Origin of the sequence: Caballeronia sp. NCF2 (assembly GCF_023631205.1) — a bacterium.
Lineage (GTDB): Bacteria > Pseudomonadota > Gammaproteobacteria > Burkholderiales > Burkholderiaceae > Caballeronia > Caballeronia zhejiangensis.
This window is the reverse complement of the sequence record NZ_JALQDN010000001.1, coordinates 17049-39930: the sequence shown is the minus strand read 5'-3', so window position 1 is coordinate 39930 and position 22882 is coordinate 17049. Positions and strand designations below refer to the sequence as shown.

Below are 22882 nucleotides of genomic sequence, written 5' to 3'. Positions count from 1 at the left end.
GAAGGTTTTATTATACCGGTTTCCTTAGTTTTCACAGAATTGACCCTTTTGACTTCCTCGGTCCCGCTCCACTCGTCCGCCCGCCGGAGCGAGTCATGCTAGGTCGTATCGGCGTGGCGCTCGCCATCGGTTTTCTCAAATTCCTCGCGGTGATTCCATACGGCATCACCGCGCGTTTCGGCGACGGCCTCGGCTGGCTGCTCTATCAGATTCCGAGCCGTCGCAAGCGCATCGTCCATACGAATCTGAAGCTGTGCTTCCCCGAGTGGTCCGACGAAAAACGCGAGGACATCGCGCAGAAGCACTTTCGGCACGCGATCCGCAGTTACGTCGAGCGCAGCGTGCAATGGTTCGGCTCCGCGAAGAAGCTCGAAAAGCTGATCGAAGTCGATAGCGCCATCGATCTCACCGATCCCGATCTTCCGCCCACGCTCTTTCTCGGACTGCATTTCGTCGGCATCGAGGCGGGCTCGATCTTTCTCAACTACTCGCTGCATCGGCGCTGCGGTTCGCTGTATCAGCCGTTTTCGAATCCGCAGATCGAGGAACTGGCGAAGAGACAGCGCGCCCGTTTCGGCGCCGACATGGCGAGCCGCGCCGACAGCGCGCGCATCGTGCTGCGCTGGCTGCGCGATCGCAAACCCGTGATGCTCGGCGCGGACATGGACTACGGCATGCGCAACTCCACGTTCGTGCCGTTCTTCGGCATCCCGACGTGCACGCTGACCGCCGTCGGCCGGCTCGCGAAGACGGGCAAGGCGCAGGTCGTGCCCTTCATCGGAGAAGTTTTGCCGAACTACAAGGGTTATCGGCTGAAAGTCTTCAAACCTTGGGAAAATTATCCGAGCGGCGACGACGAGGCCGACGCGCGCCGCATGAACGCGTTTCTGGAAGAGCAGATTCCGCGCATGCCCGAGCAATATTATTGGGTGCACAAGCGCTTCAAGACGCGCCCGCCGGGCGACCCGAGCTTTTATTGACGCCTGAATCGCGCGAAACGCGGCATCGCGGCTCACATACAATAGCGGCCATGAAACTGAAATTCACAAAAATGCAGGGCGCGGGCAATGACTTCGTCGTGCTCGACGGCTACACGCAGGCGCTCGATCTGTCCGCCGAACAGGTGCGCGCGCTCGCGAACCGTCATTTCGGCGTCGGCGCGGATCAGTTGCTGCTCGTGGAAAAGCCGACGATCGAAGGCGTCGACTTCAAGTACCGCATCTTCAATTGCGATGGCGGTGAAGTCGAGCATTGCGGCAACGGCGCGCGCTGCTTCGTGAAGTTCGTCCGCGACCGGCGTCTGACGGATGCATCGACGGTGCGCGTGCAGGTGCAAAACGGCGTCATCACGCTGACGATGCAGGAGAACGGCGAAGTCGTCGTCGATATGAGCACGCCGGTGTTCGATCCGCCGAAAGTGCCGTTCGACGCGCAAGGCCTCGAAGGCCGGAAGGAAGGCAACGACACGCTCTGGCCGCTCGACGTGAACGGCTCGATCAACGACCGGCGCTGGATTTCCGTCGTGTCGATGGGCAATCCGCACGCGGTCCAGATCGTCGATGACGTCGAGGCGTATCCCGTTCTGACCGAAGGTCCGCTCGTCGAACGTCACGCGCGCTTTCCAAAGCGCGTCAATGCGGGCTTCATGGAGATCGTCGATCGGCATTCGGTGAAGCTGCGCGTCTACGAGCGCGGCGCGGGCGAAACGCTCGCGTGCGGCACGGGCGCGTGCGCGGCGGTGGCGGCCGGCATTCGCCGCGGCCGGCTCGATTCGCCCGTTCGCGTCGAGACGCACGGCGGCACGCTCACGATCAGCTGGGACGGCGCGAAGAACGAAACCGCCGCGCTCTTCATGGCCGGGCCCGCCGCAACGGTCTTCGAAGGCGAGATCGAGCTCGATCGCATCGTTTAACGCATACACGTCACCATGAATCCACGCGAAGTCGCCGACTATCTGCTCGACAACCCTGATTTCTTCGTCGAGCACGCGGAACTGCTCGGCACCATCCGGCTTTCGAATCCGCACGGCAAAGCGGCCGTGTCGCTGCAGGAACGCCAGATGGAAATGCTGCGCGACAAGAACAAGCAGCTCGAACGGCGTCTCGCCGAATTGCTGCGCTACGGCCACGAAAACGACAGCATCTCGACCAAGTTCAATCGCTGGACCGTGCGCGTAATCTCGCAGCGCGATCCGTACGCGCTGCCCGCGACCATCAGCAAGGGGCTGTGCGAAATCTTCGACGTGCCGCACGCCGCGCTGCGCGTGTGGGATATCGACGAAGCTTATCGCCAAGCCGATTTCGCCCGTCAGGTCGGCGAGGAAGTACGCCTTTTCACGACCGGTCTCGCCGCGCCGTACTGCGGCGTGAATACCGGCTTCGCCGCCGCGCAGTGGCTGGGCGCGGCGAACTCGGCATCGGCGACGGTCGCGCCGAGCGACGGCCCGTCCGACATCGACCGCAAGATCGAATCCGTGTCGCTCATCGCGCTGCGCGATCCGCAAGCCGGCCCGGATGCGCCGAGCTTCGGCCTGCTCGTCATGGGCTCGCCCGATCCGCGCCGCTTCCACGACGGCATGGCGACGGATTTCCTCACGCAGATCGGCGCGCTCGCGAGCGCCGCGCTGTCCCGCCTGCTGCCGCATTGACGATGAACGCCGCCGCCGACGTGATCGCCGACTATCTCGCGATGCTCGAGCATCAGCGGCATCTTTCCGAGCACACGCTGCGCGGCTATACGCACGAGTTGAGCGAGCTGCGCGCGCTCGCCAAGGATCGTCCACTGGAATCGCTCACATCCGCCGATATTCGCGGCGCGGTCGTGCGCGCGCACGCGAGCGGATTATCGTCGCGTTCGATCGCGCATCGGCTGTCGGCATGGCGCGCGTTCTATCGATGGCTCGCCGAGCGCGTCGAGATGCCCGCGAACCCGGTCGCGACGGTGCGCGCGCCCAAGCGCGAAAAGACGCTGCCGAAGGCGCTCTCCGTCGATGACGCCGCGAGGCTGATGGACGCGCCGCAAGCCGATACGACCGAAGCGCTGCGCGATCACGCGATACTCGAACTGTTCTACTCGTCGGGTCTGCGGCTCGCGGAACTGGTCGGGCTGGACGTTCGCCACGTCGACACTGCCGAACACCGGTCCGAAGGCTGGATCGATCTGGAAGGCGCCGAAGTCACGGTGCTCGGCAAAGGTAAGCGGATGCGCAAAGTGCCGGTCGGCAGCAAGGCGGTCGAAGCGCTGCGCGCCTGGATCGCCGTGCGCGACGAATTCGTCAAGCTCGAACCGCACGCGCTCTTTCTCTCGGTGCGCGGCAACCGCATGTCGCCCGGCGTGGTGCGCGAACGCGTGAAGCGGCTCGCGCTGCTCGCGGGCATTCCGTCGAATGTGCATCCGCACGTGCTGCGGCATTCGTTCGCCACGCACGTCCTGCAATCGAGCGGCGACCTGCGCGCGGTGCAGGAACTGCTCGGCCATGCAAGCATCACGGCCACGCAGATTTATACATCGCTCGATTTTCAGCACCTCGCCCGCGTCTACGATGCGGCGCACCCGCGCGCGAAGAAGCGCGATTAACTCCGCGAGCGCCCTGCGCGCCGCCTCGGCTTGCAATGGACACCATCACGCTCAAACCGGCGAAGGACAAGTCGCTCGTCCGCCGCCATCCGTGGATTTATGCGAACGCCATCGCGCGCATCGACGGCAATCCCGCGCCGGGCGCGACGGTCGTCATTCGCGCAGCCGACGGACGCTTTCTCGCGCGCGCGTCGTACAGCCCGCAATCGCAGATTCGCGCGCGCGTCTGGACGTTCGATGAAAGCGAGCCCATCGATCACGCGTTCTTCAAGCGCCGCGTGCAGCGCGCGGTCGCGCATCGGCGCACGATGGTCAAGGACACCGGCGCGACGCGCCTCATATTCGGCGAAGCGGACGGCTTGCCGGGCCTGATCGTCGATTACTACGTCGCGGATACCGGCGATCACGCACAGCTCGTCTGCCAGTTCATGGCGACGGGCGTCGAGTCATGGAAAGCCGCGATCGTGCAGGCGCTCGTCGATGCGACCGGTTGCGCGAACGTCTACGAGCGCTCGGACGTGTCGATCCGCCAGAAGGAAGGTCTCGAACAGACGACCGGCGTGCTCGCCGGCGACGCGCCTCCGGCGACGCTCATCGCGAACGAATGCGGCGTGCGCTATCACGTCGACGTGCGCAATGGCCACAAGACGGGCTTTTACGTCGATCAGCGCGACAACCGCGTGCTCGTTGCGCAGAACGCGCAAGGCCGCGAAGTGCTCAACTGCTTCTGCTACACGGGCGGATTCTCGCTGGCCGCGCTGAAAGGCGGGGCGACGCGCGTGGTCTCCGTCGATTCATCGGGCGAAGCGCTCGCGCTCGCGCGGGAGAACGTGAAGGCCAACGGCTTCGACGCGGAGAAAGCCGAATGGCTCGACGCCGATGCGTTCAAGACGCTGCGCCGTCTCTACGACGAAGGCCGGCGCTTCGACCTGATCGTGCTCGATCCGCCGAAGTTCGCGCCGTCGAAGGAAACCGTCGATCGCGCCGCGCGCGCGTACAAGGACATCAATCTGAGCGGCTTCAAGTTGCTGCGTCCAGGCGGCCTGCTTTTCACGTACTCATGTTCCGGCGCGATCGATGCCGACTTGTTCCAGAAGATCGTCGCGAGCGCGGCGGCCGACGCGCGCGTCGATGCGCGCATCCTCAAGCGGCTCGGCGCGGGCGTGGATCATCCGTTGCTGACGGCGTTTCCGGAAGGCGAGTATCTGAAAGGGCTGCTGTTGCAAATCGCGTGATCGGCCTCAGTTAAGGGCGATTCGCGAGCGAAGGGCGCACGAAGCGTCGGCTCCGCAAATATGTTCCAATATTCGATTCCGCGCGTTTCCCGAACTTAAAAGGCGACACCATGATTCCCGTAACCATCCTGACCGGCTTTTTGGGCAGCGGCAAAACCACGCTGCTCAAGCGCATCCTGAACGAGAAGCACGGCATGAAGATCGCCGTGATCGAGAACGAGTTCGGCGAAGAGAACATCGACAACGAGATCCTCGTGCAGGAGACGAACGAGCAGATCATCCAGATGAGCAACGGCTGCATCTGCTGCACGATCCGCGGCGACCTCGCGCGCGCGCTCGAAGACCTCGCGAACCGCAAGAAGGCGGGCACGCTCGATTTCGACCGCGTCGTGATCGAAACCACCGGCCTCGCGAATCCGGGTCCGGTCGCGCAGACGTTCTTCATGGACAACACCGTCGCCGACGAATTCCTGCTCGACGCGATCATCACGCTCGTCGACGCGAAGCACGCGAATGCGCAGCTCGACCAGCACGAAGTGGTGCAGCGTCAGGTCGGCTTCGCGGATCGCCTGTTCATCACGAAATCCGATCTCGTTTCCGCCGACGAACTCGAAGCGCTGAAGCATCGCCTGCTGCACATGAACCCGCGCGCGGCGATCAAGGTCGTGAATTTCGGCGACGCAGACATCAAGGAAATTTTCGATCTGCGCGGTTTCAATCTGAACTCGAAGCTCGAGATCGATCCGGATTTCCTCGCGGAAGACGATCACGATCATGACCACGCGCATGACCATGATCACGATCACGATCATTCGACCTGCGGTCACGACCACAGCCACGATCACGAGCACGGGCATCACCATCATCATCACGCGCAGCACGACGACAAGATCAAGTCGTTCGTGTATCGCAGCGACAAGCCGTTCGATCCGAACCGCCTCGAAGACTTCCTCGGCGGCATTCTGCAGATTTATGGCGAGCGCCTGTTGCGCTACAAGGGCGTGCTCTATATGAAGGGCGTCGATCGCAAGGTCGTGTTCCAGGGCGTGCATCAGATGATGGGCAGCGATCTCGCCGGCAAGTGGATGCCGATCGAGAAGAAGAACAGCAAGATGGTGTTCATCGGCATCGAACTGCCGAAGGATCTGATCACCGACGGCCTCGACGCCTGCCTGGTGAAGTAATCCGGCATGCATCTCGCTTGGATTGCCGCGAATCACGCGGGGCGACAAAACGGGCACTGACACAGAACGCCGCCGCGAAGGGCTCGCGCGCGGCGTTTTTCATGTCCGACTTTCGGTGCGCGTATGTAGTCGCGCCCACCAAGCGTCATCGCTTTTTGCGCGTTCAGGCGTTATATTTTTGAAATTCCGGCGCAAATCGACAGGGTTTTCCGTAGGTTTAGTTGGAATTTGCGGTTCAGTTACAATACAGCCCCACTGGAGAAGGGCAGTTCCGCTGAATGCGCGTCTTCGAGGCGCTCGGCCAGCGGATCTTGGGAGAAGGGATGTCCCGTCGGGACGATGCCTCGATTTGCCGGGGGAAGGCAAATCAAGTCAAAGCACCGGGGCCGGAAATCCGGGGCCATGCGAATGCGCCCGGTCTTCCGGAGCATCATCCAATATCGGTTTCCAGAGGAGTTCGGCCCCGCATCGACGTGTCGCGTAGCCCCTAGCGTACGGATGCGCTGAATGCGGGTAACGCAAGTGCGGGCGTTGCGAAGACATCGCCCTACATTGAAGAAGCAAGCTGATGACAACGAAACTCTTGACCGAAGCCGAAATCCTGAAGATGAGCGAGAAGGACTACATGAACGAGGATCAACTCGCCTTCTTCAAGAACCGGCTCGAACAGTTGCAAGCGGACATTCTGAAGAATGCCGGCCAGACGACCGAGAACCTGCGGGAAACGGTGATCGTGCCGGACCCGGCGGACCGCGCGACCATCGAGGAAGAACATGCACTGGAACTGCGCACGCGCGATCGCGAACGCAAGCTTCTGAAGAAGGTGCAGCAGTCGCTCGCGCGCATCGAGTCCGGCGATTACGGCTGGTGCGAAGAGACCGGCGAGCCGATCGGCATTCCGCGCCTGCTCGCGCGTCCGACCGCCACGCTGTCGCTCGAAGCGCAGGAACGCCGCGAACTGCGTCAGAAGCTGTTCGGCGACTGAAATCGCTGTCGGCAGGCGAGCGTCGCGGGACCGCCCGCAACGGGGAAGACGCCGCCGCAAAAAAGTTGTGCAGAAGCAGTCGCATCGGCAAAAAGGCATCCAACGAAGGGATGCCTTTTTTGCTTTGTGCCCGGTAAAAACGGCGAGCGCCGATACCGTACGCCTTGATAAATCCGGCGTCGCCCTAAAATGAATCCGACGCGCGCCGCAAAAGCTTCATCGCGGCAAGCGCGAGCGCGGCGCCGTCCGCCTCGGGCCTCACGCCCGACGGAACCCCGCGCCGTGCACTCCATCGAATTCTCGACTGCGCGGCGGACTTTCATCGCCACGCATCGTCTGTTTATCCAAGGAACGCACATGGAACAATTTCACGGCACGACCATCGTCTCCGTGCGCCGCGACGGCAAGGTCGCGCTGGGCGGCGATGGTCAGGTGACGCTCGGCAATATCGTCATGAAAGGGGGCGCGAAGAAGGTGCGCCGCATCTATGGCGGCAAGGTGCTGGTCGGCTTCGCCGGCGGCACGGCCGACGCGTTCTCGCTGCTCGACCGCTTCGAAGCCAAACTCGAGAAGCATCAGGGCAATCTGACGCGCGCCGCCGTCGAACTGGCGAAAGACTGGCGCACCGATCGCATGCTGCGACGCCTCGAAGCCATGCTGATCACCGCCGACAAGGACAACACGCTCGTCATCACCGGCAACGGCGACGTGCTCGATCCGGAGCACGGCATCGCGGCGATCGGCTCGGGCGGCGCCTATGCGCAGGCTGCGGCGCAGGCGCTCATTGAGAACACCGATCTCTCGCCGCGCGACATCGTCGAGAAGGCGCTGACGATCGCCGGCGACATGTGCATCTACACCAACCACAATCGCGTCATCGAGACGATCGAATAAAGGACTTTTGCGATGACCACCATGACTCCCTCCGAAATCGTCTCCGAACTCGACAAGCACATCATCGGCCAGGGGCGCGCGAAGAAGGCGGTTGCCGTCGCGCTGCGCAACCGCTGGCGCCGTCAGCAGGTCGCCGAGCCGCTGCGTCAGGAGATCACGCCGAAGAACATTCTGATGATCGGGCCGACGGGCGTCGGCAAAACCGAAATCGCGCGGCGTCTCGCCAAGCTCGCGGACGCGCCGTTCATCAAGATCGAAGCGACCAAGTTCACCGAAGTGGGCTACGTGGGCCGCGACGTGGACAGCATCGTGCGCGATCTGATCGAGATTTCCGTGAAGCAGACGCGCGAATCCGAGATGAAGAAAGTCCGCACGAAGGCCGAAGATCGCGCGGAAGACCGCATCCTCGACATTCTTCTGCCGACGGCGCGGCCGGTCGGATTCGGCGCCACGAACGCGATCGAGTCGTCGGGCAGCGAAGGCGGCGACAACGCCACGCGTCAGACTTTCCGCAAGCGCCTGCGCGAAGGCGCGCTCGACGACAAGGAAATCGAGCTCGATGTGGAAATGCCGCAAGTCGGCATGGACATCATGGGGCCGCCGGGCATGGAAGACATGACCGAACAGATTCGCTCGATGTTCGCGAACATCGGCGGCGGCAAGAAGACGCGCCGCAAGGTGAAGGTCAAGGAAGCGCTCAAGCTGCTGACCGACGAAGAAGCCAGCAAGATGCTCAACGACGAAGAGGTCAAGAGCAAGGCGGTGCAGAACGTCGAGCAGAACGGCATCGTGTTTCTCGATGAGATCGACAAGATCGCGTCGCGCAGCGAGACGGGCGGCGCCGAAGTCTCGCGCGCGGGCGTGCAGCGCGACCTGCTGCCGCTCGTCGAAGGCACGACCATCAACACGAAGTACGGGATGATCAAGACCGATCACATCCTGTTCATCGCGAGCGGCGCGTTTCATCTCGCCAAACCGAGCGATCTGATTCCCGAACTGCAGGGGCGCTTTCCGATTCGCGTCGAGCTGGATTCGCTGTCCGTCGGCGATTTCGAATCGATCCTGAATTCGACTGATGCGAGTCTCGTCAAGCAGTATAAGGCGCTGCTGGCGACCGAAGGCGTCGAGCTCGACTTTGCGGAAGACGGCATCCGGCGTCTCGCGGAAATCGCGTTTTCGGTGAATGAGAAGACCGAGAATATCGGCGCGCGGCGGCTTTATACGGTGATCGAGAAGCTGCTCGAAGAAGTGTCGTTCGCGGCGGGCAATCATGCCGGCAAGCCTGTGCGAATCGACGCGCCGTATGTGGAACGCGCGCTCGGCGATGTGGCGCAAGACGAGGATTTGTCGCGCTACGTGCTGTAACGGCGGCGGAATCGTCTACGAGAAACCGGGCCACGCGCCCGGTTTTTTTGCGCTGACGTTTCGAACAAGCAAAAACCACGGACGAAAAAAAGCCCGCCTTAGTGGGCGGGCTGAATCCATATCAGGAGGAGACATGGAGGAGACAGTTCCAATCATACACAGCCACTTGATGCGACGCAATAGAAATTTCGGTAAAAACCCCTATGGCGTCCCTTTGTGGTATCTGAGCGTCACTTTTCGGATTTCGCAGACCGATGACAGAGCAAGAACCGGCGCGTAACCTCAGTTGGGCGGCTCTACAGTGGTCACGTACCCAAGAGCCATCGAGGTCGTCATGAAAACCGTCACGAACCCTGTTTTTTCCTCCGATGAAAGCCGCTGGCAAGCCGTCGTCGATCGCGACGAGCGCGCCGACGGTGCCTTCTTCTTCGCCGTTCGCACGACCGGCGTGTTTTGCCGACCGTCGTGCGCGTCGCGTGCGCCGCGTCGCGAGAACGTCGAATTCTTTCCGACGACCGACTCCGCCGAACAAGCCGGATACCGCGCGTGCAAGCGCTGCCAGCCGACGAGCCTGCCGCGCGAACTCGCGATCGTCGAGCGCGCATGCAAGGTGCTCGACGCCGATCCGCAGCAACGCATGACGCTCGCGCAATTGAGCGACGCCGTGCATGTCAGCCCGTTTCACCTGCAGCGCCTGTTTTCGCGAATCGTCGGCATTTCGCCGCGTCAGTATCAGGCGGCGCAGCGTGCCGGCGTGCTGCGCGATGCGTTGCAGCGCGGCCGCGACGTCACGCGCGCGACGCACGACGCCGGTTTCGGCTCGCCGTCGCGCATGTACGAGGCCGTGCCCGCGGAACTCGGCATGACGCCCTCCGCGTATAAGCGTCAGGGCGCTGGGCTGACCGTGCGTTACGCGACCGCCGCGACGCCGCTGGGTGCCGTGCTCATCGCCGCGACCGACAAGGGCGTCTGCAAGATCGCGTTCGGCGACGACGCGCCCACGCTCCTCGATCAGCTCGCCGCCGATTTCGCGCAGGCCGAACGCGTCGAGGATGCCGCGAAACTGGAGCCGTTCATCGCGCAGATTCGCGCGTATCTGCAAGGCACGCGCGAGCGCTTCGACTTGCCGCTCGACATCGGCGCGACCGCATTTCAACGGCGCGTGTGGGACGCGTTGCGGCGCATCCCGTATGGGCAGACGCGCAGTTACACCGAGATCGCCGAATCGCTCGGCGCGCCGCGCGCGGTGCGGGCGGTGGCGAATGCGTGCGCGTCGAATCCGGTGGCGCTCGCGATTCCGTGTCATCGCGTCATCGGCAAGGATGGCGCGATCGCCGGCTATCGCTGGGGCACGCCGCGCAAGGAAGCGCTGCTCGAAACCGAACGCGCGCGCAACGAAACCAACAAGGTTGCATGAAGCAGGCGCGCTCGCCGTCGACATGACGCGCGAGCGCTTCGATGTCCTCGCGAGCCGCTCCAAGCGGCTCCAAAGCGCACCGCCGCGTATTCCGCGGATCTCCCGCGAATCTCCCGCGAATCTCCCGAAAAACCCGCAATCCCTTGCCTGATATGGGCCCAAGCACGCCTTACACCGAGATGTTAAAGTGCCCGCTACCCTAAAAATACGACCGCGCGCACACGCGCTCGCGCTCCTCGCAGAACGCTTCAATGGCAAACAAGAATCCCGCTCACACCAAGGCCGGCGCTTTCGAGCGCAGGCTTGCCGCGCTCGCGTCCGGTCCGCATGCCGACGCGTTGCGCCAAGGCTTGCGCGGCATCGAAAAAGAAAGCTTGCGCGTGACGCCGCAGGGCAAGCTGGCGATGACGCCGCATCCGCGCTCGTTCGGCTCCGCGCTGACGCATCCGCTCATCACGACCGATTACTCCGAGGCGCTCGTCGAGCTCATCACGCCCGCCGAATCGGATGTGGCGATCACGCTCGATCGCCTCGACGCGCTGCATCGCTTCGCGTACGCGCACATGGGCGACGAGTTGCTGTGGAACAATTCGATGCCCAACTCGCTGCCGCCCGAGGACGAGATTCCGTTCGGCTATTACGGCACGTCGAACATCGGCATGTTGAAGACGGTGTACCGGCGCGGCCTCGCGCTGCGCTACGGCCGCACGATGCAATGCATCGCGGGCATCCACTACAACTATTCGCTCGATGAAAACGTATGGCGCGCCTGGCAGGCGCTCGATGCGACGAGCACGCTGTCCGCGAAAGACTTTCAGTCCGAGCGCTACTTCGCGCTGATCCGCAATTTCCGCCGCACGAGTTGGCTCCTGATGTATCTGTTCGGCGCGTCGCCGGCGCTGAACAAGCGCTTCGTCGCCGGCAAGAAGCATCATCTGGAAACGTTCGATGCCGACACGTTCTATCTGCCGCACGCGACCAGCCTTCGCATGAGCGATCTCGGATACACCAACAATCCCGCGCAGGCCGATCTGCTGCCGAGCTACGACAATCTCGACGCGTATCTCGACGTGCTCGCCAAAGCCGTGAGCCAGCCGTATGCGCCGTATGAAGCCATCGGCACGCAGCGCGACGGCGAATGGGTGCAGATCAACACGAACGTGCTGCAGATCGAAAACGAGTTCTACTCGACGATCCGCCCGAAGCGCGTCACGCATTCGGGCGAACGTCCGCTGCATGCGCTGGCCGAGCGCGGCGTGCAGTACATCGAAGTGCGCTGCCTCGACATCGATCCGTTCGTGCCGACGGGCATCTCGCTCGAAACCGCGCGCTTTCTCGATGCGTATCTGCTCTATTGCGCACTGGAAGACAGCCCGCTGTTGCCGCCCGGCGCGAGCATCGAAGCCAACGCGAATTTCATGACGGTGTCGAAGGAAGGGCGCAAGCCGGGTCTCGCGCTGCAACGCGACGGCGCAAGCGTGCCGATGCAGCAATGGGCCGAAGAACTCTTCGATGCAATCGAACCGGTCGCGAAGACGCTCGACACGCTAAACGGCAACGGCGATCACACGCGCGCGCTGGAAGCGCTGCGGCCGCGCATCGCCGACGCGTCGCTCACGCCGTCCGCGCGCGTGCTGCAAACGATGCGCGACAAGCAGCAAACCTTCGACGAGTTCGCGCTCGATCTCAGCGCGCGTCACGCGGAAGATTTTCGTGCGCGTCCGCTTTCCGTCGCAGAAGAGCGCGTGATGAACGAGCTTGCGGCAAAATCGCTTGTGGAACAGGCGGTCGTCGAAAGCAGCGACACCGAAACGTTCGACGCCTTCGTTGCGGCGTATCAGGTCTACAAGCTGAACCCCGCGAACGCGTGAGGCGATTTTTCCGCTGCGGTGTCAGCACGCGGCGGCAATTGTTTCCGGCTTATGCAACAGAGGGAAACGCGTCATCACATCATCCGATTTGAGGGGTCAAAATATGGCCGACTTTTCGACGATCGGGGGAGTAATGAAGAAGAAGTACTTCGCCGCCGCCGCGCTTGGGGCTGCATGGCTCGCCCTTTTTAGCGGCTGCGCCGTGCAGGACCAGGTCAGCAGCACGACGATGGAGCAGGCCACGCAACCGCTCACCTGCATGAGCAAGCCGGAATGCGACGCGTGGTGGGCGCGCGCCCAGGTCTGGGTGACGAACCATTCCGAATACAAGCTGCAGACCGTCACCGATTCGATCATCCAGACGGCGGGGCCGTCGAGCGGCAAGCGCGCGCTCGCGTATCAGATCACCAAGACGCCGACCAACGAAGGCACCGCGACGATCGGTTTCGCCGCGCATTGCGATAATCCGCTCGGCTGCCAGCCGAATCCGTGGCAGGCAGGCGCGGATTTCAAGCAGTTCATCAAGAACGGCCCCGGACTGCGCAAGACCGAAACGCCGCAAGCCACGCAGACCCCGCCTGCACCCGCGCCGAGCGGCGTGCAGGTCAGCCCGCTGGATCAGCCGGTCCCGCTCAATCTGGAAAACCAGCCGGGGCAGTCGGTCACGCCGCTCACGCCTCAGTAGTTCAGTGTCCCATCGAGGCTGACGCGCCCTTCTTCGGCCGCGTCAGCCAGACCATCGCGGCCAGCACGAGAAACGCATAGAACGAAATGCGGAAGAAGTCGTTGGTCGACATCATGTACGCCTGCGCCGACACCACGCGATCCAGTTGCGCGGTCAGCGCCTGTCCCGACAAGCCGAGTCCCGACAGCAGGTCCGAATACGCGTTCGTGCCCGCCGAATAAGGCGTGACCGATTCGGTCAGACGCGCGTGATGGCGGATCATGTCGTTTTCCCAGAACGTCGTGCTGACCGCCGTGCCGATCGCGCCCGACAGCGTGCGCAGGAAGTTCGACAGGCCCGCGGCGCCCGCGAGCCGTTCGTCGGAGACGCTGGAGAGCGTGATCGTCGTCATCGGCACGAAGAAGCACGCGACGCCGATGCCCTGAATCAAGCGCGGATAGATGATCTGGTCGAACGGCGTATCGAGCGTGAAGGTCGAGTTCCAGTGCGACACGAACGCGAACGTGAGGAACGCGAAGCTCGCGACCACGCGCAAATTCAGCCGATGCATGTTCTGCCCGATGATCGGCGACAGCACCAGCGCGAGAATCCCGACCGGCGCGGTGGCGAGACCCGCGAGCCACGGCGTGTAGCCGAGCACGGTCTGCAACCACAACGGCAACACGACGACCGAGCCGAAGAACGCGAGAAAGCCGAGCGACGTGATGAGCACGCCCATCGCAAAGTTGCGGTCGCGAAAGAGCGAAAGGTCGATCACCGGTTCCTTCTCGGTCAACTCCCACGCGAACATGAACGCGAGCGAGACCGCCGACACGATCGCCAGCGTCACGATGAAGTTCGAGTTGAACCAGTCGTGGTCCTTGCCGAGGTCGAGCATCATCTGCAGGCTCGCGACGCCGATCACGAGCAGCGCCAATCCGACACCGTCGATGCGCTGCTGCGTCGTCTTCGTCTCGTGGCCGCGCAGCAGGAAGTACGCGATCGCCGCCGAGAACACGCCGATCGGCACGTTGATATAGAAGATCCACGGCCAGGTGTAGTTGTCGGTGATATAGCCGCCCATCACCGGGCCGAAGATCGGCGCGACGATCACGGTCATCGCCCAGAGACCGAGCGCGAGGCCGCGCTTTTCGGGCGGATAGCTGCGCATGAGGATGGTTTGCGACAGCGGGACCATCGGGCCGGAGACGAGGCCTTGCAGCAGCCGGAACGCGATCAGCGATTCGAAGTTGTGAGCCAGCCCGCACAGCGCCGACGCGATCGAAAACAGCAGCACGGAAATCGTGAAGAGCTTCACCTCGCCGACGCGCCGCGCGAGCCAGCCGGTCAACGGCACCGCAATCGCCGAAGCGACCGAGTACGACGAAATGACCCACGTGCCTTCGCTCGTCGCGACGCCGAGGCTGCCCGAAATGGTCGGCACGGCGACGTTCGCAATCGACGTGTCGAGCACTTCCATGAAGGTGCCGAGCGCGAGGCCCATCGTCAAAAGGGCGAGGATGCCGCCCGTGAGCGGCACGGGCGTGGGCGGCGTGGCGGGCGTGCCCGCAGTGGATGTGGACATCGAAGGTTTCTCCGGCGCGCGGCGCTCGAAACGCGCATGGCACGCAAACTATTTCTTGTCGCGGCATTCTCTGCTCAGACAGTGAAATCGGCGCAGAAATGCAGGTTAATTCCGATGAATCAGGGCAAGTCGTCGTCGAGCATGCATGGCGCGCAGTCGCCCATCGGCGTATTGCCGACGATGCGCGCGAGCATCGCGATCAGCAGATCCAGCTCGGCGCGGGTAAAGCCGTGCAACTGCTCGTTGAGCACGGCCGCGCCGATCACCGGCAAACGCGCCGCCGCGTCACGTCCGCGCTCCGTCAGACTGAGTTCGACGATTCGCCGGTCCACTTCGCTACGCGCGCGGCTGACGAAACCCTTCTTCTCGAGCCGGTCGAGCATGCGCGTCATCGAGCCGCTGTCGTACGACAGCTCGCGCGACAGTTCCAGCGGCGTGCGCGCCCGCCCCGACGCGAGCAGCAGAATCACGCCGATCTGCGGCGACGTGAGTTCGAGCGGCTTCAACGCCTGATCCGTTCGCATGACGAGCACGTTGCGCGCCTTCGCGAGGTAGTAGCCGAGGCTCGTTTCGAGCTGGATCGTCGCGGGATCGTAAAGCGGTTCGCCGTTCATGCGACATCGGTCAAACCGCGGATGCAAAAGTGTGACACTGCGCCGCGTCTCCTAAAGGCAACAATTGCGAAAAGCAATCAGCAGTATCTTGAAAAGTAGTTGCACAGTCAATATTATTCTATGCAACGAGTTACGCGCTTCATGCGCCGCCCGAGACCATGTTCTGACCGCCCGCCGTCGCTCGCCGACGCCCGAAGGACCTTTCGATGACCCGCTTTGTCCGTACCGCCCGCCGACGCTTCGGCCCCATCAGCAGCAAGATCGCCGACGCCTCCCGTCACTTCGTCCCGCCGAAGCTGAGTTCGTGGAAACTCGCGTTGTATCTGATCGTGTTCCTGCTGCCGGGCGGATCGTTCGTCGTCTTGGGCATGGGATGGTTCGAGAACCGGCAGCGTCGCAAGGCGGCGGCCGCGCCCGCGAAAGCGCCGGCGCGACCGTTGCTCTCGGCGCCCTGCTCGCCGTGTCCCGGTAGCGGACGATAATCGTCACCGTAACGCGTCGTAACCGATTCCACCCGCTGCGTAACACCCGCCTTACGGCGAACCCGTTACGCTAACGTCTGCCTGACGCGCGCGCCGCACGAGCGCCCGTCGCGTTCCGTTACCATTTCGGCTTGCCGCGTCCGTCATATCGAACGGCGCGGCGCCGACAGGAATTCCGACAAGCAGATGCCGTATCGCCCCGCCTTTCCCGCTTCCGCCGCCGCGCGCCTGACCACGACGGCGCTCGCCGCCATGCTCGCGATGTTCATCGCCGGCTGTGCTGTCGGGCCCGATTATCAGCGCCCGACGACGGCGGTCCCGGCCAGCTACAAGGAAGCGCCCGAAGGCTGGAAAGTCGCGCAGCCCGCCGACCAGGCCGATCGCGGCGCATGGTGGAGCATCTATCGCGACGAGCGCCTCGACGATCTCGAAGCGCGCCTGAATCAATCGAACCAGACCATCGCGCAATACGCGGCCGCGTATCGTCAGGCACGCGCGCTCGTCGGCGAGGCGCGCGCGGCGTATTTCCCGACGATCGGCGCATCGGCTTCGGCGGCGCGTTCGGGAACGGGGGCGGGCAACCGGTCGACCAGCAGCTCCAGCCTCGGGCAGACGGGTGCCGTCACCAACCAGTTCAGCCTTGCGCTCGACGCATCGTGGGAACCGGATCTGTGGGGCAGCGTGTCGCGCACGGTCTCCGCGCAAAAGGCCGGCCAGGAAGGCGCCGCCGCCGATCTCGCCAACGCGCGGCTGTCCGCGCAGGCCACGCTCGCGCAAACCTATTTCCAGTTGCGCTCGCTCGACGCGCAGCAAAGGCTCCTCGACGACACCGTCGCGGCCTACGAGCAATCGCTCAAGCTCACGCAGAATCAGTACACGCAGGGCATCGTCGCGCGTTCGGACGTGATTCAGGCGCAGACGCAGTTGCAGTCGGCGCAGGCATCGGCCATCGATAACGGCGTCGCGCGCGCGCAATACGAACATGCGATCGCGGTGCTCGTCGGCGAGGCCGCTTCCACGTTTTCGATTCCGCCGATTCCGCTCGACGCCACGCCGCCGACCGTTCCCGTGCAGATGCCATCCGCGATTCTCGAGCGACGGCCCGACATCGCGTCGGCGGAACGCAAGGCCGCGGCGGCGAACGAGCAGATCGGCATCGAAATGGCCGCGTACTTCCCGACGCTCACGCTCTCCGCGCAAGGCGGCTTCGAAAGCTCGGTGCTGTCGCAATTGCTGCGCGCGCCGTCGCGCTTCTGGACGCTCGGGCCGGACATCGCCGCGACCATTTTCGACGGCGGCCTGCGCTCCGCGCGCACCGAAGCCGCGCGCGCGACTTACGACCAGAACGTCGCGACGTATCGGCAGACGGTGCTGACCGCGTTCCAGGACGTCGAAGACAATCTCGCGTCGCTGCGCATTCTGGAGAAGGAAATCGTCGTGCAGCAGCAGGCCGTGGAATCGGCGCAGCAGGCGCTCGCGATCATCAACAATCAGTACAAGGCGGGAACGGTCGCGTTCATCAGCGTGCTGACCGCACAGACAACCGCATTCACCGCGCAACAGAAGCTCGCGAACATCGCGGGACAGCGGATGGTGTCGTCGGTCGGACTGGTGAAGGCGCTCGGCGGCGGCTGGGATGTCGGGCAGATGGATCGCGAAACGGGCGCGGTTCAAGCGCCCGCGCCCGCGTCGAGTCCGGCGCAAACCGCCAGCCGCTGATCAACGCATGAAGGTCAGGGCGACCGTGTCCGGATCGGTGTGACGGCCGAGCAGGTTGAGCAGACCCGCGAGGTTTTCCCGCTGATCCGGCGCGGCCGTCGCCGTGCCTTGGAACGACGTCGATTCCGGTGAGATCGCGCCGTTGCCGGTGAGCATCAGCGGACCTTTGCTCGTCGAAAGATCGATGGTCGCGGACGCGCCCTGCGCCTGCAACGCGACGCGATACGAACCGAGCGGCTTCACGCGCGAGACGCGCGAAGCCATGTCATCGAGCGTGACGACCACTTGCCCGTACGCATTGCGGTTCAGCAGGCGGAACTCCGTCCACGAGAGCCGCACGCTGCCGTCGAAATCGAGCGTATTGAACGGCGCGCCGAGGCCCGAGAGCAACGTCGCGGGCACGGCGATCTGGCCGGCGGTGATGACCGCGCCGCGCGTGGTGGCGTCGACGATCACGGCATCGGGCATCGCTTCGGTCTGACGCATGGTCATGTGAACGCGGCCGGTGAAGAGCGGCAGAAACGCCGTCGTCCATTCGATGCGCCCCGGCAAGAGCGTCGCGCCCGCGCCGTCGCTGCCCGCGGCGAGCATCAGCGTGGCCGAGCCGCTCCACAGCGAGCCCGCCGGATCGACCAGATTCACATGGCCGCCCGTTGCCTTCGAGAACTGCGGCACGATCCACGCGGCGGGCATCATCGCGAGCAGCGTGCCGGCGACCGAAATCACGATCACGAAAAGCGCCGGCAACGCGAGCCGGATTCGTCGCGTCCAGTAACTCATTTCGTGCCGGCCGGTTGCAGCGATGCCGTCAGATCGACCTGGCCATCCGGCTTCAGCGCCGTAACGTGCGCCTCCGAGACCTGCACCTTGAACTGCTTGCGGGCGTCGTCGAGCCACGCCGTCCAGTTCGGAAAGGACGCGTTCTTCAACTGAATCTGCACCGCCGCGCCGATCACCTGAACCTGCGTCGGCTGCATGCCGTTGTCGGCGAGCGACTTCGCGAGCGCATCGCGCAGCGCGGCGCCGGTCGGCATCACGCCTTCGGCGGCGGGCGCGAGCGAGCGCGCGTCGTTGGCCTGCGCGGTCATCGTCGCGAGCTGGCGCTGCATCGTCGGCAGCGATTCGCGCAGCCGCGCGCGGCCTTCATAGGCGGGCGCCCACAGCACGAGATAGACGAGCGCCAGCCCGACCGCGATGCCGCCCCACATGAGAATGGTCTTCTCGCGCGGCGTGCGCGCTTCCCAGAATTCCGACAGGGAACGTCCGATTTCCGCTTTCATTGGCCGCTCCTGATCGTCCATTTGCCTGTGTTCGTATCGATCGATCCGTTCAGGCCGTTCGCGGCAAGGCGCTTCGAAAGATCGGGATCGACCTTCGTCTCCGGCTTGAAGGTCACTTCCAGCCGACGCTCGCGATAATCGAGCCCCGCGACGCCGTTTACCGGCACCGGACCGAGCGAGCGCGCGAGGCCGTCGGCGAGCGACAGGAAATCCGACGGCGACAGCTCGCCCGATGCCACGCGCAGACGATCGAGATTGCGCGTCATCTGGTCGGGCGCATCGAGCACGGTCGTCGTCTTCGGGAAGGCGTTGAGCAGGAGCTCGGTTTCCTGCGCGCTGATCGCGTCGCGCTGACGCGCAAGCTGCAGCCATTGCACGTTGATGCCGATGATCGACACGACCACCGACGCCGCCACGAGCGCGATCGGCACGCGCAGACGCCGCATCGTCGCGCGGTCGAGCCGCCACGGTTGCGCGGCGAATTCGAACTGGCACAGGTCGAAGCGGCACGCGAGCGCGTTGCGCGCGAGCGCCTCGAACGTGATCGGATGCGCGCCGGCGATGGCCGCCGCAGCATTGCGCGAACCGGACAAGCGCGGTTCGTCGCCGGGCAGATCGGCGAGCGAATAAAGCGTCACGGGTTGATCGCCGGCGAGCGCGGCGAGCGTTGCCTCGATCGAATCGGCGGGCAGCGCGAGTCCTTCGCCGAGCGCCGCGCGTTCGCCGCGCGCAATCGCCACCTCGATGCGCGGCGCGCCGAGCGCGGCGGGCGAGGGCGCGGCCATTTCGCCGATCAGCGCGGGCGCGGTCGACACGACATGACCGAGCAGCCCCGCGATAAACGGCTGCGGCGGCGCTTCGATCTCTTCGGCTTCGCCGGTTTCATCGAATGGCACGGCGGCCGGAACCGGCAGGCAGCGCATCGCGGGCACGGCCTTCAGATTGCGATGCCCCGCGCCCGAAAACGCGCCGACCACGAAGCGGAACCAGCCGCGATCGATCACGCCGACGACGCGCTTGCCATCGGCGAGGGCGACCGGATCGACGGCGATGTGGCACGTCTGCGGATCCTGGATCAGCTGATCCTCGACGACGTTCGGCAGCGCCTGCCGCAAGCGCGGCCCCTTGAGTGGCGGCACGGCAGCGGCGAGCAGAAGCGTGTCGCGCGCAGCGACGATCAGCACGGTCGCACTCGCGCGCGGCAACAGCCCGATCGCCGCGCGGCCGATGCGTTGCGGCTCGCCGCGCTTGTCGAGCAGCAGAAACGGCAGATCCGGCAGATGCCACTCTTCCGAGCGCACCGCGGGATCGCGCGGCGGTAACAAAACGATCAGTGTGCTCAAAGGCCACTTCCTCTCATCAATAACAGCGCATCGGTTCTACAGCGAATCACGCGTGTAGACGATGCGCGTCGTATGCGTCGTCGGATCGCGATACACGAGCGTCGTGCGCTCCAGTTGCGCGCGCTCGTGTTCGACGCGCCCGTGGATCACGAAATACTTCGTCGTGACGTCCATCTCGTTCGAATCGATCGAGACCGTCTTGACGCCCGCGCCGGTCAGCGCGAGCTGCACGTTGCCGATGTCGTGAAAGAACACCGTCTCGCGGCGCGCGACGAACGCTTGTCCCTGCGACAGATTCATGCCCGGGATCAGCGCGGCGATCACTTCGGCGGGCGCGGTGTTCATGTTCACGGCGGTCGTCGTCGGCAGCACGGTGACGAACGGCCTCAGCTTCGCGACCGCTTCCGCGGAAAAACCCGGCACGTCGAGCAGCGAATCGACGGTGATCATCTGCAAGGGCGCGACCGGCGCGTTGCTGTCCGCGTCCTTCAGGCCGGGATCGTCGGTGAAATTGCCGCCGCCGGCCGCGCCGCCGCCCTGCGCGATCGCCGCGAGCGTCGTCGATTCGTTGTTCTGGCCGCTCGCCGTGGTCGCGCTGTTGCCCGTTTGCGTCTGGAAGCGCGTTGCGGAGCGCGCGAGGCCGGCGCGCATCTGCAGCGCGACCGTCTTCGCGAGCGAACCGTTGATGCCGAGCATCGTCAGCAGCCGCTGAAACGCCTGAATCTGCGCGACGTTGATCGTCAGCACGCCGGGCGTCGGCGTCGACACCAGATTGCGCAGGTTGAATTTCGCCTGCGCGTCCTCGATCGAGCCGGACAGATACGTCGACGCGCCTTGCTGCGCGCGCACTTCACCGATCTGCCCGAGAAAATCCGACAGCTTCGTCCGCGCGATCGGCACGCCCCACACGCCGCCGAGATACGTGACCGTCGGCGAAGTATCGGCTTCCGAGCGCAGGATGAGACGCGTCCAGTCGAGCGCGCTGCGCGAAATCCATTGCGCCTGCGCGAGCAGCCGCTGATTCTCGATGCGCCGAATCTGCACCTGCTGACGCCACAGCATGCCCGAGACGAGAATCGCCGTGAGCGATACGACGAGCAGCGCGCTGATGATCGCGACGCCGCGCTGCTTCTTCCGGTTCGGAGCGCCCATGTTCATTCTCCGACCAGAAAGACGCGCGTGATCGGCGTCGCCAGCGTGCGCGCGCCGACCGCGACCTGAACGCCCGACACGGCGCGCGCCAGCGGCGCGTTGCCCAGTTGCGGCACTTTCAGGTTGTTGTCGTTCTGGTTGATCTGCGCGAACACGTCGCCCATGCGCGTCGTCCAGCCTTTTTCCGGAATGTAGACGCGCGTCGCGAGCGACGCCACGCCGCCCATCAGCGGAATCGATGTCCAGCCGTCGCCCGAATCGCCCGACTGCAACGCGCGCCGCACTTCGCCGACATTCGACAGCGGCGGCGATGCATAGCGCACGATCCGCCCGTTCGACAGCCTGTAGCGCACCACTTGCAGACGCGGCGCCGTACCGGGCGCGAAGACGCCGCGCACGATCTGCAGCGAGCCATTGCCGATCTGCACGGCGGGCTGGCCGGCTTCGTCGTCGGTTGCGGCCTGGCGCGCGTCGATACGCATCTGGTCGAACAATTGCGCGACGATGCGCTCGTCCTGCATCGCGTTCTCGATGGTCGCACGGCCGCGAATCACCGAATCGAGCCCGCGCCACGACAGCACCGCGAGCACCGCGAGAATCGCGATGGCGATCAGCATTTCCAGCAGCGTGAAACCGCGCTGACTGGTGCGGCGGTCAGAGCGAGCGGTTCGTTTCATTCGCCACCACCGTGACCATTTGCGCCAGATAGCCGGAGCGGCCCGGCGTCGTGACCAGCATCTCGACGCGCCGGAAAATCGGATTGGGCGTCTGGCTCACGCGCTGCGTGCACGAGAGTTTCAGATTGCCCTGCGAGCAGTCGAACGTGCGCGAGCCGATCGCCGGAAACTGATGCGAGAGCCTGAGCTGCGCGAGTTCGTTGTCCGCGCTCCAGCCCGCGAGCAGCCGCCGATGAAGCTCCGCTTCGCCCGTCGCGAGCGAGCCGACCGCGCGCACCGAGGCGGCGAGCGCCACCGCGATGATCGCCAGCGCGACGAGCACTTCGATCATCGTGAAGCCGCGTTGATGACGACGCTGGCGCATCACTGCACCTGATAGCGGCCGTTGCCGCTGCCGACGATCGTCACGCGGCCTACAGCCGAGAACAAGGTGATTTCCATGGGCGAGTCGATGGCCTCCGTGCCGAACACGAGCCGGCCCGCCGTTTTGTCCGAATCGAGGAACTGGATGGATACGCCGGTCACGCCGCCTTCCCAGCGCCGCTGACGCAGGAGTTCGTCGCGCAACGGACGCCAGCCGTCCTCGGTGCGGATGTCGAAGCGATACCCGCCGTCGATGGGCTGCCACGCGATCGGCCGCGCGCGCACCTGCGCTTCGTCGCCCGCCGATTCGAACAGCAGCGCGAGACGCTGCGCTTCTTCCTTCAGATCGGTGCGCGGGTTGCGCGTGAGTTGCAGCGACGCGAGCGACACGAGCAGGCCCGCGATCACCAGCACGACGAGCATTTCGAGCAGCGTGAAGCCTGCCTGACGCCGCGCCGCCGAATGCCCGTTCACGA

23 protein-coding genes are annotated in these 22882 nt (G+C 64.4%); 14 read left to right on the top strand and 9 right to left on the bottom strand.

The features are described 5' to 3' along the window. Window positions 1-95 precede the first annotated feature (95 nt). From NCS02_RS00185 to NCS02_RS00130, 12 genes are all read left to right on the top strand, one after another. On the top strand, window positions 96-980 hold the full coding sequence (locus NCS02_RS00185; RefSeq protein ID WP_008352354.1) for a lipid A biosynthesis lauroyl acyltransferase: 885 nt from the start codon (window positions 96-98) through the stop codon (window positions 978-980). A 50-nt stretch (window positions 981-1030) separates the two neighbouring features. Next, a complete protein-coding gene (gene dapF, locus NCS02_RS00180; RefSeq protein ID WP_008352356.1) occupies window positions 1031-1912 on the top strand; it encodes a diaminopimelate epimerase in 882 nt (293 codons plus the stop codon). Between the two features lie 15 nt (window positions 1913-1927). Then, window positions 1928-2647, top strand: a complete 720-nt coding sequence (locus NCS02_RS00175; protein WP_008352358.1) for a DUF484 family protein — start codon at window positions 1928-1930, stop codon at window positions 2645-2647. A gap of 2 nt (window positions 2648-2649) precedes the next feature. Continuing rightward, a complete protein-coding gene (xerC, locus tag NCS02_RS00170) occupies window positions 2650-3576 on the top strand; it encodes a tyrosine recombinase XerC (RefSeq protein WP_008352360.1) in 927 nt (308 codons plus the stop codon). Window positions 3577-3611: 35 nt separating this feature from the next. Further along, a complete protein-coding gene (locus NCS02_RS00165) occupies window positions 3612-4811 on the top strand; it encodes a class I SAM-dependent rRNA methyltransferase (protein WP_239294366.1) in 1200 nt (399 codons plus the stop codon). A gap of 110 nt (window positions 4812-4921) precedes the next feature. Further along, the gene (locus NCS02_RS00160) at window positions 4922-5995 is read left to right on the top strand and encodes a CobW family GTP-binding protein (protein ID WP_250522792.1); all 1074 of its coding nucleotides are present in this window, start codon (window positions 4922-4924) and stop codon (window positions 5993-5995) included. A 568-nt stretch (window positions 5996-6563) separates the two neighbouring features. Continuing rightward, window positions 6564-6980 carry an RNA polymerase-binding protein DksA gene (gene dksA, locus NCS02_RS00155; protein WP_008352366.1) on the top strand — a complete coding sequence of 139 codons (417 nt, stop codon included), beginning with the start codon at window positions 6564-6566 and terminating at the stop codon, window positions 6978-6980. A 357-nt stretch (window positions 6981-7337) separates the two neighbouring features. Further along, on the top strand, window positions 7338-7874 hold the full coding sequence (gene hslV / locus NCS02_RS00150; protein ID WP_008352368.1) for an ATP-dependent protease subunit HslV: 537 nt from the start codon (window positions 7338-7340) through the stop codon (window positions 7872-7874). A gap of 12 nt (window positions 7875-7886) precedes the next feature. Continuing rightward, window positions 7887-9239: an ATP-dependent protease ATPase subunit HslU gene (hslU, locus tag NCS02_RS00145; RefSeq protein WP_008352370.1), complete on the top strand. Its 1353-nt coding sequence runs from the start codon at window positions 7887-7889 to the stop codon at window positions 9237-9239. Between the two features lie 334 nt (window positions 9240-9573). Continuing rightward, complete coding sequence (ada, locus tag NCS02_RS00140) at window positions 9574-10656, top strand: bifunctional DNA-binding transcriptional regulator/O6-methylguanine-DNA methyltransferase Ada (protein ID WP_250522791.1); 1083 nt, start codon at window positions 9574-9576, stop codon at window positions 10654-10656. Window positions 10657-10907: 251 nt separating this feature from the next. Next, window positions 10908-12527, top strand: coding sequence for a glutamate--cysteine ligase (gene gshA / locus NCS02_RS00135; protein WP_250497125.1), 1620 nt, complete (start codon window positions 10908-10910; stop codon window positions 12525-12527). Window positions 12528-12660: 133 nt separating this feature from the next. Beyond that, complete coding sequence (locus tag NCS02_RS00130) at window positions 12661-13212, top strand: hypothetical protein (RefSeq protein WP_008352375.1); 552 nt, start codon at window positions 12661-12663, stop codon at window positions 13210-13212. Between the two features lies 1 nt (window position 13213). Here NCS02_RS00130 and NCS02_RS00125 read toward each other — a convergent pair whose 3' ends face one another. Both NCS02_RS00125 and NCS02_RS00120 read right to left on the bottom strand, forming a co-directional pair. After that, window positions 13214-14776 carry a DHA2 family efflux MFS transporter permease subunit gene (locus tag NCS02_RS00125; RefSeq protein ID WP_033536461.1) on the bottom strand — a complete coding sequence of 521 codons (1563 nt, stop codon included), beginning with the start codon at window positions 14774-14776 and terminating at the stop codon, window positions 13214-13216. Between the two features lie 119 nt (window positions 14777-14895). Further along, a complete protein-coding gene (locus NCS02_RS00120) occupies window positions 14896-15390 on the bottom strand; it encodes a MarR family winged helix-turn-helix transcriptional regulator (protein ID WP_008352379.1) in 495 nt (164 codons plus the stop codon). A gap of 206 nt (window positions 15391-15596) precedes the next feature. Between NCS02_RS00120 and NCS02_RS00115 the strand changes: the two genes are divergently transcribed. Both NCS02_RS00115 and NCS02_RS00110 read left to right on the top strand, forming a co-directional pair. Continuing rightward, window positions 15597-15872, top strand: coding sequence for a hypothetical protein (locus NCS02_RS00115; protein ID WP_008352380.1), 276 nt, complete (start codon window positions 15597-15599; stop codon window positions 15870-15872). A 186-nt stretch (window positions 15873-16058) separates the two neighbouring features. Then, window positions 16059-17591: an efflux transporter outer membrane subunit gene (locus NCS02_RS00110; RefSeq protein ID WP_250522790.1), complete on the top strand. Its 1533-nt coding sequence runs from the start codon at window positions 16059-16061 to the stop codon at window positions 17589-17591. On the opposite strand, the gene NCS02_RS00105 is transcribed toward NCS02_RS00110, so the two are convergent. Genes NCS02_RS00105 through NCS02_RS00075 form a run of 7 tightly spaced genes read right to left on the bottom strand, consistent with a single transcriptional unit; the run spans window position 17592 to window position 22880 of the window. After that, entirely contained in the window at window positions 17592-18371 is a 780-nt protein-coding gene (locus NCS02_RS00105; protein WP_008352383.1) for a type II secretion system protein N, read from the bottom strand. Then, window positions 18368-18871: a type II secretion system protein M gene (locus NCS02_RS00100; protein ID WP_008352384.1), complete on the bottom strand. Its 504-nt coding sequence runs from the start codon at window positions 18869-18871 to the stop codon at window positions 18368-18370. The genes NCS02_RS00105 and NCS02_RS00100 overlap by 4 nt, the downstream gene beginning before the upstream one ends. Then, a complete protein-coding gene (gspL, locus tag NCS02_RS00095) occupies window positions 18868-20214 on the bottom strand; it encodes a type II secretion system protein GspL (protein ID WP_008352385.1) in 1347 nt (448 codons plus the stop codon). Before gspL ends, NCS02_RS00100 begins: the two co-directional genes overlap by 4 nt. Before the next feature lie 36 nt (window positions 20215-20250). Then, window positions 20251-21372, bottom strand: coding sequence for a type II secretion system minor pseudopilin GspK (gene gspK / locus NCS02_RS00090; protein ID WP_250457078.1), 1122 nt, complete (start codon window positions 21370-21372; stop codon window positions 20251-20253). Then, on the bottom strand, window positions 21369-22043 hold the full coding sequence (locus NCS02_RS00085; protein ID WP_239294371.1) for a PulJ/GspJ family protein: 675 nt from the start codon (window positions 22041-22043) through the stop codon (window positions 21369-21371). The genes gspK and NCS02_RS00085 overlap by 4 nt, the downstream gene beginning before the upstream one ends. Continuing rightward, window positions 22021-22407, bottom strand: coding sequence for a type II secretion system minor pseudopilin GspI (gene gspI / locus NCS02_RS00080; RefSeq protein ID WP_008352388.1), 387 nt, complete (start codon window positions 22405-22407; stop codon window positions 22021-22023). The genes NCS02_RS00085 and gspI overlap by 23 nt, the downstream gene beginning before the upstream one ends. Beyond that, the gene (locus NCS02_RS00075; RefSeq protein WP_008352389.1) at window positions 22407-22880 is read right to left on the bottom strand and encodes a GspH/FimT family pseudopilin; all 474 of its coding nucleotides are present in this window, start codon (window positions 22878-22880) and stop codon (window positions 22407-22409) included. The genes gspI and NCS02_RS00075 overlap by 1 nt, the downstream gene beginning before the upstream one ends. Window positions 22881-22882 lie beyond the last annotated feature (2 nt).